Origin of the sequence: Parapedobacter defluvii (assembly GCF_014642075.1) — a bacterium.
Taxonomy (GTDB): Bacteria; Bacteroidota; Bacteroidia; order Sphingobacteriales; family Sphingobacteriaceae; genus Parapedobacter; species Parapedobacter defluvii.
This window is the reverse complement of sequence record NZ_BMIK01000004.1, coordinates 96,637-109,498: the sequence shown is the minus strand read 5'-3', so window position 1 is coordinate 109,498 and position 12,862 is coordinate 96,637. Positions and strand designations below refer to the sequence as shown.

13 protein-coding genes are annotated in these 12,862 nt (G+C 48.9%); 9 read left to right on the top strand and 4 right to left on the bottom strand.

Annotation, left to right across the window (positions count from 1 at the left end; translation table 11 throughout):
- Nucleotides 1-83: 83 nt before the first annotated feature.
- The 3 genes from mnmG to IEX60_RS08650 form a co-directional block, all read right to left on the bottom strand.
- On the bottom strand, nt 84-1,943 hold the full coding sequence (gene mnmG / locus IEX60_RS08660; protein WP_188749589.1) for a tRNA uridine-5-carboxymethylaminomethyl(34) synthesis enzyme MnmG: 1,860 nt from the start codon (nt 1,941-1,943) through the stop codon (nt 84-86).
- A gap of 69 nt (nt 1,944-2,012) precedes the next feature.
- A complete protein-coding gene (locus tag IEX60_RS08655; RefSeq protein ID WP_188749587.1) occupies nt 2,013-3,875 on the bottom strand; it encodes an ABC-F family ATP-binding cassette domain-containing protein in 1,863 nt (620 codons plus the stop codon).
- Nucleotides 3,872-4,537 (bottom strand): oxidoreductase, encoded by a 666-nt coding sequence (locus IEX60_RS08650; RefSeq protein ID WP_188749585.1) that lies wholly within the window; start codon nt 4,535-4,537, stop codon nt 3,872-3,874. The genes IEX60_RS08655 and IEX60_RS08650 overlap by 4 nt, the downstream gene beginning before the upstream one ends.
- A 309-nt stretch (nt 4,538-4,846) precedes the next feature.
- On the opposite strand from IEX60_RS08650, the gene IEX60_RS08645 reads away from it, so the two are divergent.
- Together IEX60_RS08645 and IEX60_RS08640 are read left to right on the top strand one after the other, a co-directional pair.
- Complete coding sequence (locus IEX60_RS08645) at nt 4,847-5,491, top strand: DUF6266 family protein (RefSeq protein WP_188749583.1); 645 nt, start codon at nt 4,847-4,849, stop codon at nt 5,489-5,491.
- Nucleotides 5,492-5,498: 7 nt separating this feature from the next.
- Nucleotides 5,499-6,068, top strand: coding sequence for a DUF6266 family protein (locus IEX60_RS08640; protein WP_188749581.1), 570 nt, complete (start codon nt 5,499-5,501; stop codon nt 6,066-6,068).
- A gap of 15 nt (nt 6,069-6,083) precedes the next feature.
- Here IEX60_RS08640 and apaG read toward each other — a convergent pair whose 3' ends face one another.
- Nucleotides 6,084-6,470, bottom strand: coding sequence for a Co2+/Mg2+ efflux facilitator ApaG/CorD (gene apaG / locus IEX60_RS08635; protein WP_188749579.1), 387 nt, complete (start codon nt 6,468-6,470; stop codon nt 6,084-6,086).
- 138 nt (nt 6,471-6,608) lie between these two features.
- On the opposite strand from apaG, the gene IEX60_RS08630 reads away from it, so the two are divergent.
- The 7 genes from IEX60_RS08630 to IEX60_RS08600 all read left to right on the top strand — a co-directional run bounded on the left by IEX60_RS08630 (nt 6,609) and on the right by IEX60_RS08600 (nt 12,771).
- Nucleotides 6,609-7,316 carry an SAM-dependent methyltransferase gene (locus tag IEX60_RS08630; protein ID WP_188749577.1) on the top strand — a complete coding sequence of 236 codons (708 nt, stop codon included), beginning with the start codon at nt 6,609-6,611 and terminating at the stop codon, nt 7,314-7,316.
- Nucleotides 7,259-8,938: an FAD-dependent monooxygenase gene (locus IEX60_RS08625; RefSeq protein WP_188749575.1), complete on the top strand. Its 1,680-nt coding sequence runs from the start codon at nt 7,259-7,261 to the stop codon at nt 8,936-8,938. The genes IEX60_RS08630 and IEX60_RS08625 overlap by 58 nt, the downstream gene beginning before the upstream one ends.
- A 78-nt stretch (nt 8,939-9,016) precedes the next feature.
- Nucleotides 9,017-9,766 (top strand): alpha/beta fold hydrolase, encoded by a 750-nt coding sequence (locus IEX60_RS08620; RefSeq protein ID WP_188749573.1) that lies wholly within the window; start codon nt 9,017-9,019, stop codon nt 9,764-9,766.
- Nucleotides 9,767-9,775: 9 nt separating this feature from the next.
- Nucleotides 9,776-10,249 (top strand): GNAT family N-acetyltransferase, encoded by a 474-nt coding sequence (locus tag IEX60_RS08615; protein ID WP_188749571.1) that lies wholly within the window; start codon nt 9,776-9,778, stop codon nt 10,247-10,249.
- A gap of 203 nt (nt 10,250-10,452) precedes the next feature.
- Nucleotides 10,453-10,914, top strand: a complete 462-nt coding sequence (locus IEX60_RS08610) for a hypothetical protein (protein ID WP_188749569.1) — start codon at nt 10,453-10,455, stop codon at nt 10,912-10,914.
- A gap of 6 nt (nt 10,915-10,920) precedes the next feature.
- Nucleotides 10,921-12,018: a Nif3-like dinuclear metal center hexameric protein gene (locus IEX60_RS08605; protein WP_188749567.1), complete on the top strand. Its 1,098-nt coding sequence runs from the start codon at nt 10,921-10,923 to the stop codon at nt 12,016-12,018.
- On the top strand, nt 12,019-12,771 hold the full coding sequence (locus IEX60_RS08600) for a zinc ribbon domain-containing protein (protein ID WP_188749558.1): 753 nt from the start codon (nt 12,019-12,021) through the stop codon (nt 12,769-12,771).
- The last annotated feature ends 91 nt before the right edge of the window (nt 12,772-12,862 follow it).

The following is a 12,862-nucleotide window of genomic DNA, read 5'->3' as shown; positions in this document are numbered from 1 at the left end:
CATCGGAAATTTCGAGAAAGTGTCTTATAATTAATTTATTAAAGTCGATTATTTTTTAGTGTAACTGATTAATTAACAATAAGTTAGCCCATATGTATCATTAAAACCGAAATGTCTGATGGAGAAACGCCCGAAATCCGTGAAGCTTGGCCCAACGTGCGTGGTTTTACTTTAATTAATTTCTCACGTGCTTCTTTCGAAAGGGAGACCAGGTTTGAGTAGTTAAAGTCGGGGTTAATTTCCTGGTCCTCCATTCGACGCATCTTATTGACGATTTCAATTTCCTTTTCAAAGTAGCTATCGTACTTCACTTTGATTTCCGCCTGTTCAATTTCTTCTTTGCTGTATTGCGACAACAAATCAGCGAAGGATTCATCGGCTTTGGCAAGGTCATATATTGTAACCTGCGGCCGTGAAAGGATATGAAAAAGACGGGTCTTTTGAGAAACAGGACTTGATTTCAATTGATCCAATACTGGATTGATGACCTCAGCACTGACTGATTGGCTACGCATGTAGGCTACGAGACGCTCTGCTGCCTCTACTTTCTGCTTTACCTGTTCCAGACGTTCGTCGGATACTAGGCCGAGTTGATGGGCAATGGGAGTTAAACGCGCATCAGCGTTATCTTGGCGAAGGAGAAGACGATGCTCGGCCCGGGAGGTAAACATGCGGTACGGTTCTTCGGTTCCTTTGGTGACCAGGTCGTCAATCAACACGCCGATATACGATTCTGATCGTTTTAGGATCAGCTCGTGAAGGTCGTTGATCCGCTGGTGTGCGTTTACGCCTGCAACAAATCCCTGGCTGGCGGCCTCTTCATATCCGGTGGTTCCATTGATCTGACCTGCGAAAAAGAGGTGTTTTATCCGAAAAGTTTCCAGCGTCAAGTCCAGTTGCATGGGTGGAAAATAGTCGTATTCGATTGCGTAGCCAGGCCGGAACATGCGTGCATTTTCGAATCCGGGTATCAACCGCATGGCTTTTAGCTGCACATCTTCGGGTAATGAAGTGGAAAACCCATTGACGTAGATTTCAATCGTCTTCCACCCTTCCGGTTCCACGAATATTTGATGACGGTCGCGTTCGGCAAAACGATTGATTTTATCTTCGATGGATGGGCAATACCGCGGACCAAGACCCTTAATCCGTCCGGTAAACATGGGTGATTTTTCAAAGCCCTCCTTGAGTGCCTCATGAACAGCCTCATTGGTATAGGTAATCCAGCAGCAACGTTGTTCCATGGGAAGATCAACATCGGTGAAGGAGAATTTACCCCGCTCGTCATCTCCCCACTGTTCTTCCATTTTGGAGTAGTTCAGGCTGCGTCCGTCTACGCGGGGCGGCGTACCTGTTTTCATGCGTCCCGACTCAAAACCGAGACTTACCAATTGCTCGGTTAGTCCGGTGGCCGACTTTTCACCGGTACGGCCTCCTCCAAATCGTTTCTCTCCGATGTGAATGGTTCCATTAAGAAAAGTACCGTTCGTTAAAATAACCGCATCGCTTTCAATTATAATCCCCAGTGAGGTGACTACTCCCGAGGCTTTTCCGTCTTTCACAACGATTTCTTTCACTGTATCCTGCCATATATCCAAATTGGGCAACGATTCAAGCTGTAGGCGCCATTCTTCCGCAAAACGTATGCGGTCATTCTGTGTACGTGGACTCCACATCGCTGGACCTTTGGATCGGTTCAACATACGAAACTGAATAGTCGTTTTATCAGCAATAATCCCCGAGTAACCACCCATTGCATCGATTTCCCGGACAATTTGCCCTTTCGCTACACCGCCCATAGCCGGATTACAGCTCATTTGGGCAATGGTGGCCATGTTCATCGTAATCAACAATACCGACGACCCTAAATTGGCAGCCGCAGCCGCAGCTTCGCAACCCGCATGCCCACCTCCTACTACAATAATGTTATATTTATTAAACATCTTTTATTTTTTTGTTCCACGTGGAACGTGTATTTAAATTATGAGTTGATGTTCCACGTGGAACATACATTATATATATTCCCCTAATTCCATCCACCGTTCTGTTTTTTCATCCAGTTCTTGGTTTAACCGTGCTATCTCCGCAGCGATATCCGTAAGCAGTGCATGATCGGTGGTATTGGTTAATGCCTGGGTTTGATCGGAAATTTGCTGTTCGAGCGCCGGAATTGCTTCATCGAGCGATTCGTATTCTTTCCGTTCCTGGAACGTGAGTTTTCTTTTGGCTTCTTTTTTAGGTAATGTCACAACAAGCCGCTGAGGTTCATTTTTTCGTTTATTTTCCTCGGCAAGCGCCGTCTGTTCCGTTTTATAGTCGGCATAATTACCATTATAGAGGGTAATCTTACCATTTCCATCAAAAATAAAAAGTTGATCAGTCAAACGGTCGAGTAAATAGCGGTCGTGCGACACCAGCAATAGAATACCCGGAAAGGTTAGCAGAAACGACTCCAGTATATTTAAGGTGTCGATGTCCAGATCGTTGGCGGGTTCGTCCAGAATGAGAAAATTCGGATTCTGCATGAGTACGCGCATCAACTGCAGGCGCTTTCGTTCGCCCCCGCTTAGTTTGCCGACCAGGCCAAACTGTTTCTCGGGAGGAAATAGGAATAAGGTAAGTAATTGAGAGGCGGTCAATACATCTCCATTCGCCATGCGGATGTGTTCCGCTACAGATTTTACCACGTCAATAACCCGTTCATCCTCCCCTACGGTAAGTCCACCTTGTTTGTAGTAACCAAAGACGGTCGTTTCTCCCACGATTATGTTTCCGGAGTCCGGGCGCTCTGAAGCGGTGATGAGATTGAGAAAAGTAGATTTTCCCGTTCCGTTCCGGCCAGCTAGACCAATTCGGTCACCCTTTTTGAATACATAGGAAAATCCATCAATAAGCGTGTGTTTTCCGAAGCGTTTGCTGACGTTTTCCAGTTCCAGGATCTTACCTCCCTGTCTGCTTACTTTCACACTTAACTGCAAACCATTTCCAGACTTTTGGATATGTGTCTTTTCCTCCAATTGATGAAAGGCATCTATCCGGGCTTTCGATTTGGTTCCCCTTGCCTGGGGTTGCCGCCGCATCCATTCCAGCTCCCTGCGTAATAAGTTGCGATTGCGTTCGAGAAGCACTTCTTCTGCTTCTTCACGCTCGGCCTTCTTTTCCAGGTAATATCGGTAATTACCCGCGTATGCGGTTATCCGCCCCTTGTCCAGTTCACGGATTTCCGTACATACCGTATCAAGGAAGTAGCGATCGTGCGTAACCAATAAAACCGTTTTCTGTCCCGTGGTCAACAGTTTTTCCAGCCATTCAATGGTTTCAATATCCAAGTGATTGGTCGGTTCATCCAGGATGTACACATCCGGTTCGTCGATCAATAATTTAGCCAACGCCAAGCGTTTCCGTTGACCGCCAGAAAGCGTATCAATGGCTTGTGAAAAGTCCGTAATTTGCAATCGGGTAAGAATACTTTTGATGTTGTGTTCGTATTCCCATGCGTCCAACGAACTGATCTGATCGGTTAAAGACGTTAATTTCCGGGAATCTGCATCCGGTTGTACAAGTAACTCCTCATACGCACGGATCAATTGCTGTTGCGGGTTGTCCGGACTATAAATAAAATCATTGATCGAATGGAACTGTTTAAAACCGGGGTCCTGCGGCAGAAAGCCCACACGGGCCCCACGCTCCTTAACCACGATGCCTTCCATGGGTTCGAGCTGTCCGGCCAGGATGCTCAATAACGAAGATTTTCCCGCTCCGTTGGCACCCACTAACGCCACCCGCTCCCCTTTCTGCAATCCAAAATGGAGATTTTTAAACAACCATCGGTCGTGGAAATTATGGCCCAGCCGTTCTGTCGATAAGATATTCACACCAATTTTCTGATATCATTCCAATAATAAATACGGACACCTGCCCCGTTTTCCCGTTCCGTTACCCGGTACATTGCCTTGGCAACCCAAGCTGCGGGGACACTTCTATATTTTGATAACTTTCTGATTAATAACGGATTAATTAATTTAAAAAAGCCGGTGGACAGCGTTTCTGCCCATCGTTTTTCAGCGCGGTTTCCCGTAAGTAACGATGGGCGGAAAATGTGCGTATGAGCCGGACCTTCCGCAACCACATCACGCTCGGTTTCACCTTTCATCCGGAGATAGAAATTGGTGGATTTTGCGTTTGCACCGACTGCTGATACCAATACAAAGGTACGGGCTCCCACAGCTTTGGCCAACCGGGCCGCAGCTACCGGATAGTCGTGATCGATGCGGTAATAGTCTTTTAGATCCGGCGTTTTTTTCCGGGTCGTGCCCACGCAGCAAAATACATCGTCAGCCACAACTTGCGTTTTTATGTCGTTAACATACTGTAAATCAGCAAATAGTTGAGTAAGCTTCGGATGACTGAAACCAACGTCGTGCCTAACTACCGCAGTGACCGTACGGTAGGAGGAACTATTCAGCAGCTCTTGCAGCAGATGCCCTCCTACCAATCCTGTGGCACCGAACAATATCGCCGTTTTTTGAGCCGTCATAAATCCCTGCAAAAATACGGAAAATATATCGGTTCGGTATTTGATCTGTTTCGGATAAATGCCGTGTAAGCTTTCTTATTAACAAGTATAAGAATGCGGGTGATTTAGGTAATTAACAGCTAATTTTATCGTCTTTTGGTCGTCTTTTTATGGTCTTTTGGTCATCTTTAGCACGATAAATAAATGACCATAAATATACCAGTAGATAATTATTTTGAATTGATATTCCGAAAGTTATACGTAATTTATACCTGTTTATTTGTAAAATGGTAAAGATTTTTCTATCTTGCTTTGACTAACGGACAACCTATGGGAAAAATTGAAGAAGGAATCAACGGACCTTTCCGGGGTAAAACCGGAAGTGTAATCGGGAGTAGCTGGCGTAAAATAAACTACATCAAGGGGTTACCGCGAAAAATAAAGCGAAAACCATCGCCTCGCCAAGCATTACAGCGCGCGAAATTCGTCCTATTGAATCAGTTTTTTGATCCGGTTGCTAACCTGTTGGAAATCGGTTTTAATCAATATACGAGCAAGGCAACCGGCAGAAACGTTGCATTTAGCGTTAACTTCGATCATGCATTCGTGAATGAAGGGGAAAATGTAGCCCTCAATTATCCTGCATTGCAATTCAGCCAGGGTTCGCTATTTCCCGCGGGCGATGAAAAGGCTTGGTTGGAGGGAGATACCCTCCATGTTACCTGGGATCCTCATACATACGGTATGGGAAGATCGATGGATGATAAGGCCTTTTTGGTGCTTTATGACGAAACAGATGCGTATTTTATTGGGGGTTATGAGGCGCTACGACTGGATGGAGGGATACAGGCTACGGACGACGAGTTGGCTTCACGTTCGCACAAATTTCACCTGTGGCTTTTTTTTGCCGACAAAGCCCATAAACAGGTTTCCAAAACGGTATATATTCCCATTGAAAACGGGGAATCTGAATAAGATCGACATGGATATTAACTTTTTCTACGATAAAAGCAAACCAAAGAAGGAGAAGAAACAATCGTATGGAAGGCTTGCCGTGCAACAGCGGATGCGCCTGGCAATGGCATTTTTACATCCGTTAAGGCCGGTTATTGCCGAAAGTTGGTTGGGTAAAGGCCAGGGGAACCGCAGCAAAGCGTTCGGGCAAGCGTTGAAGGCACTGATGCAGGAGGCCATGGACGGTTACTATCCGGACCAACGCATTGCGGCCGAACGGGTGCTGATTAGCACAGGACTGCTGCCGGCCATGCATGTGGAAGATGTGGTGTGCGGTGACCGGATGCTGGAAGTGTATTTTTCCGGTGAATCGACACCGATGGCCAGCAGTACCGATGAAGTGGTCCTGGTTGTTTACAGTCCTGAAATAGGAATCGCCGGCCGGAATACGGACGTGTTTTTCCGGAAGGATGGCCACATCCGGTTGAAGATACCCGCACAACTGCAAGGCCAACCTTTCCATGCCTACCTATTCATGCATAACAGCAAGAAGAAACAGTTCAGCAGAAGTGTCTACCTTGGGCAATTAACGGGTTGATGCGGTGGTAAATACCTAATTCAGCCGGTGGGGTGCGATCAGATCAAACCTGGGGATTTTTACCTCAAAGAGGCTACCGTCAAATTCGCGCAGCATCTGATACGTACCTGTCATGGTACCCATGTCGCTTTTCAGGTTGCATCCCGACACATATTCGTGCTGTTCTCCGGGTTCGATGATGGGCTGTACGCCTACAACCCCCTCTCCTTCCACTTCCCGGTGGGTACCGTTGGAGTCGAAGATATACCAATGGCGCCGCAAAAGCTGTACGCTGTAGTCGCCCAGATTTTCAATGGTAATCCGATACGCAAACATGTAGTGTTCGTTTTCCGGATTGGAATACTCAGGCTGATAGACTGTTTCAACCGAAACTTTTACCCCGTCTGTGATTTGCGTGGCCATGTGTGTAAACGGAATTTGTGGGCCAATTTAATAAATGTGTTTGAATTAAAGAAGAGCTACCCAGCTAACTTTTTGCGCGGAGCCTTCATATGTATCTTCGCGTCCTTGTTAAGGATTCCTTTTGCTACCTTTGTATCCATGCCTTACGGAACGCTGTACCTGATTCCCGTGCCGCTTGCCGACGATGCTGCGGCAGCGTCTTATACACCCTATTTGATTCAGGTTGTGAATGCCATCGATGAGTACATCGTAGAGAACGAGAAAACGGCGCGTAAGTTTCTGAAGCAGGCAGGTATCCTGCGGCCCCAAAGCGAACTGATTTTACACGATTATGGTAAACATGCCCGGAACAGCGGATCTGTGGCCGACTATTTCGGTGGTTTGCTGAAGGGTAAAAACGTAGGCCTCATGAGCGAAGCAGGCTGTCCCGGTGTAGCAGACCCCGGTGCCGACATCGTGGCCGAGGCACACCGCAGAGGAATTCCCGTTGCTCCTCTCGTGGGGCCGAGTTCCATCCTCCTGGCGCTGATGGCTTCGGGGTTTAATGGGCAAAGTTTTGTTTTTCACGGATACCTACCCATCGATAAAGGTGAGCGGGCTAAGAAAATTAAGGCAATGGAACAGCAGGCACAACGGGAAAGGCAGACCCAGATTTTCATCGAAACGCCATTCCGCAATCAACAGCTGCTCGCGGAGATCCTGCGCATCGGCAAACCGCAGACCCGCCTATGCGTGGCCTGTAATCTGACCACCGCCGATCAACAGATCATCAGCCAGCCCATCCGGCAATGGAAAACGAAGAACCACGATTTCCAAAAAAAACCGGCTATTTTCCTGCTCTTCTGACCGTGGAATCCGTCCGACATACCGATGTGCTCATTGTGGGGGCAGGCCCCTCGGGACTCATGATGGCGGCGCAGCTGCTGCGTTTCGGTATACAGCCTACGATCATCGATGCCAAATCCGGACCAGACCGGACATCCCGGGCCATCGCGGTGCACGCACGGTCGCTGGAATTGTTTCGGCAGATGGGGTTGGCCGATGCGTTGCTTGCCCAGGGTAACCCCAGCTACGGCGTGCAGTTGCAACGGGGCAGGAAGCTGCTGGGCCGACTGGATTTCGCACAGATGGACCACCCGGATACGGCATTTCCCTTTGTCTATTTAGTGGGCCAGGATAAGACGGAAAAGGTGCTGATTGACCGGCTTACGGAAAATGCCTGCCCGGTAAGGTGGGAAACCCAGCTAATTTCGCTCCGGCAGGACGATAAAGAAGCCATCGTGGAACTGAAACAGGGCGCCGATGTTCAGAAATGGGTATGCAAGTGGGTAATTGGGGCGGATGGGGCAAACAGCACGGTAAGGACGTGTATCGGTATTCCTTTTGAAGGAAAGAAGTATCCGGGCCAATATTTTTTGGCGGATGTGCAGATCCGTGGAACCGATAGCCGGCGGGTCCATTTTTTCCTGTCGGCGAAGGGTTTTCTCGGCATCTTCCCCTATGGACCGGAGGGCCGGTACCGACTTATGGGGCCATTGCCGGCAACCGACAACTTGCCGGAACTTCCCCTCCAATATGCAGACATCAAGCCTAGGGTTGATGACGCGGTGGGTTTCGGACTTTCGGTAGACCGTTGCCTTTGGATCAGCCGGTTTTCTCTTCATAAACGGCTTGCAGAATCGTTTGCACGGCAACGCTGCTTTCTGGTCGGTGATGCAGCACACATTCATTCGCCCATCGGCGGCCAGGGGATGAACAGCGGCATGCAGGACGCCGCCAACCTGGCGTGGAAGCTGGCCGGTGTCCTGGCCGGAAAGATGAACCCGCGGATATTGCATACGTATCAACAGGAGCGGATGCCGGTGGCGAAGGCAACGTTACGGGATACTGACCGTGCATTTGGATGGATAAGGACGATGCCGGGCTGGTTCAAGCCACTGAGTGATTCCTTGTTTGCTTGGGGAATGCGGTTGGTTGGCCAAAGACCGGGTTGGATAAAGCGGCTATTCAACGAACTGGCGCAGTTAAACATCCATTACCGCAAGGCTCCGCTCGCCATCCACTATGCAACAGGCCGGCACATACAGGCGGGCGACCGGCTTCCTTTTCTGCCCGTATTTGACGAAAAAACCAAAAAGCAAACCGATCTGCACCGATGGTGTGAAAAACCGGGGTTCATGCTTTTGCTGCTTGGTACGGTGAGTCATCACCAGCTGCACATCATTGGACAATGGGTACGGCAACGCTATCCCCGGGCAATGCACCTGTATTACCTTCCTTTTTCACCACAGAACCAGGCGGTATTCGATGCCTTTGAAGTAAAACCGGACGGAACCAAATCGGTACTTATCCGGCCGGATATGTATATCGGTTACATCAACGATGCGCTGAACGTAAATTTGATCGATACGTATATGGAAGAAGTCATTGGGTGGGTTTCCACAGGCAACGCCGGATTGAGAAGTTAGAAGGGCCGGATTTATTTCAAATTTTAGTAGGTTTGTATGGGTCAATAACCGTAGTGGTTTCTTTTCAGATTGATTGATATGTGTAAACTCATGTATTTAGGGCTGATTGGCAGCATGCTGCTGTCAAGCGGCACGATGGCGCAACAGGCGACTTATGTATTGGTGCACGGAGCCTGGGGCGGTGGTTGGTCCTTCAAGCAAACGGATTCCTTATTGCGCTTGCAGGGAAATACGGTATACCGCCCGACCCTGTCGGGGTTGGGTGAGCGGGTGCACCTGGCTTCGCCTGATATTGACCTGCGTACACACATCGCCGATGTAGTCAATACCATCCTGTTTGAGAACCTTCACGATGTCATTTTGTTGGGGCACAGCTACGGGGGAATGGTGGTAACGGGCGTGGCCGACAGCATTCCGGAACGGATCAGGCAGCTGGTCTATCTGGATGCTTTTGTGCCGGAAGACGGGCAAAGTGTAGCCACAGCGCACGGACAACAACAAACCGGCCGGGAAAAGCCGTCAGCGGACGGTCTGATTCACCCGTTCTGGAGCACGGATGATCAAAAGTTCCCCCACGATGTACCGCAGCCGGCTAAGACATTTTCGCAGCCACTTGTGCTGAAAAATAAAGAGCGGTTTAACATACCGACTACGTATATCCTGACCTACGAGGGGGACGACCCCGGAAAAGATGCATTTGCTTTTTTCGCCAACCGGGCAAAAGGATATGGATGGAAAATTATCCACATGCAGGCAGGCCATAATCCGCAGATGGACATGCCCGATAAACTGGTCGAACTGCTCAGCAAAGTGGGTGGGGAAAAGTAGCGGAAAGCCATGGAAGACCGGATCTTAACGTGGGAAACAAAGTCTTTTGACGCACTATCGCTTGAAGAACTGTATAAAATCCTGCAGCTGCGGCAGGAAGTTTTTATGCTGGAACAGGCGTGTGTATACAACGATTTGGACCACAAGGACCAGCAATCATTCCACCTGATGGCCTGGCAAGGCGAAACACTGGCTGCTTATACACGGCTGCTCCCCTATGGGGTATCCTACCCCGATGCATTGAGTATCGGCCGGGTGGTGGTGGCTGCAGCATTCCGGAGCAATGGGTTGGGCAGGGAGCTGATGCTGCGCAGCATGGAAGGTGTATACAGCTTGTTTGGACATCATCCCATCAAAATCGGCGCCCAGCAGCACCTGAAAGCGTTTTATAACTACTTGGGTTTTGAGCAGACCAGTCAACCGTATATGGATGCAGGGATTATGCATATCGAGATGACCCGAAGGCAGTTGGAACACGGATAACGCAGATCAGACGGATCCGTGCGGATCGTTATCTGTGTGAACCTGTTGAATCCGTGCAATCCATGTTCAATCAAATCACGAATACATTGGGTTTTGTGCCCAAATCGCCGTAATTTAGCTCCGTGAAACCCGCCACGACGGCGCCTTCAGAAAAGGCGATGTAAATGCCGGTTCCATGAGGCTTTTAAAGCAAACAATTGCGAATGAATATTGATTTAGAACATCTGTCGCCCGAGATGATTCAGGTGGCCGTAGCCGTGTTTCTGATCCGGTTGCTCATTTGGCTGTTTTATGCCAATACGGTCCGGAAGACGCTTCTATTGGTTGCTCCTGAAAACCGGTTGATAACACCAAACCAAGCCTGGTTGCTAGCTGTCCCCCTGTTTAATATTTACTGGAACTTTGTCATAGCTTCCCGGTTGGCCGACTCGCTGACCAATGAGTTCTATGACCGTAAAATCGCGGAGGAAGAGAATCCCGGACGGGCGGCGGGTAATTGGTATGCCTGGCTGTTTTTGCTCACAAATATCCCGCTTCCCCCTTTTATCCTCATCACCTTCTTTTTGCTGAGCATCACCTACTTTATCGTTTATTGGGTAAAAGTCAGCAACTTCCGGAATTTACTGGTTGAGCATGAAAAATTCAGAAATACCCCTAAAGATTGATGGCTTATGTTAGTACGTGAATTGACCGATCACCTTGAGTCGCTGGCTCCCTTAGCCTACCAGGAATCGTATGACAATGCCGGGTTGTTGGTGGGCCGGCCCGATCAGGAAATCAATCAAGCGTTGATCTCGCTGGACTGCACGGAAGCCGTGGTGGATGAAGCGATTGATTCGGGATGCAACGTCATTATCTCCCATCATCCCATCGTGTTCAAGGGGCTTAAGCGGTTTAATGGAAACTCGTATGTGGAACGTGTGGTAATGAAGGCAATCAAACACGACATTGCCCTCTATGCCATCCATACCAACCTGGACAATGTAACGGGGGGCGTTAACGGCAAACTGGCCGAACGGTTGGGCCTCCGCCAGACGGCAATCCTCAGTCCAAAGAGCGATTTGCTGCGTAAACTCGCTGTTTTTGTGCCGCTGAGCCATGTAGAAGCCGTGCGGACAGCCCTATTTACCGCCGGTGCGGGGCATGTGGGCAATTACGATGAATGCAGTTTTAACGTCGTGGGGTATGGCACATTCCGCGGCGGGGAAGGTACCGACCCCTATGTCGGTAATCCCGGGGAGCAGCACCGGGAGGAAGAAGTACGTGTGGAAGTGATTTTTCCGGTCAACCGGGAACGCGCTATATTACTGGCACTTTTTGAAACGCACCCCTATGAAGAAGTGGCGTATGACATATACCCGTTACAAAACACCCATCAGCAGGTCGGCAGTGGCCTGATCGGTCAATTGGAGCAGCCCCTTTCCGAGGAAGGATTTCTCGGTTTGCTGAAAGAACGGTTGAATGCCCAGGTTATCCGGCATACCGAACTGCGGAGTAAGCCGGTAGCACGGGTTGCGGTTTGTGGAGGTGCCGGGGGCTTTCTGCTGGACCAGGCCATCCGCTCGGGTGCCGACGTGTTTGTAACGGCAGATTACAAATACCACGAGTTTTTTGACGCCGAGGGAAAAATCGTCATTGCGGATGTGGGACATTTTGAAAGCGAACAATTTACGCAGCAATTATTGTTGGAAATTATTCGAAAAAAATTTCCTACCTTTGCAGTCCGTTTGACGGGAATAGACACAAACCCGATAAAATACTACAGTTAAATGGAACAGACCATAGAACAAAAACTGAGAGCACTCTGGCAACTGCAAACCATACACACCCAGATAGATAAAATTCGTCAGGTAAGAGGTGAGTTGCCGATGGAAGTGGGTGATTTGGAGGATGAAATTGCGGGATTGGAAACCCGTATTGAGAAAATCCGGGGTGAGTTGGATGAATTGGAGGATTCCATCGTCAACCGCCGCAACATGATCAAAGATGCACAGGCTGCCATCAAGAAGTATGAGAGCCAGCTCAATGAGGTAAAGAACAACCGGGAGTACGATGCAATCACGAAGGAAATCGAAATCCAGGGACTGGACATCCAGGTGAGCGAGAAGAAAATCCGGGAGTTTGAGTTTGAAATCAAGAACAAAACGGAAATTTACGAAAATACGCAGGCTACGCTTGAAACGGCAAAGAAGGACCTGGAAGTAAAAAAAGGGGAACTGGATACGATCACTGCCGAGACCCAAAAAGATGAGGACGAGTTGTTAAGTCGGGCAGAAGGGGCCGAAAAGGAGATTGAAGACCGGTTGCTGCGGGTATACCGCCGCTTACGTACTTCCTATAAAAATGGACTGGCCGTGGTTTCAATTGACCGCGATAGCTGCTCCGGCTGCCACAATAAGATACCACCTCAGATGCAACTGGAAATCCGCCAACGCAAGAAAATCATTGTCTGCGAACATTGCGGCCGTATACTCGTTGACGAGGCGTTGGTACACGAGACAGACGACACGACAGTGGGGTGATAATTAGGACACTCCTAACAAAAAAATCAGTCGGCCCGGTAAACTCTTACCGGGCTTTTTTGTCGAATATTTTTAGTATTTTTTTGGCGGT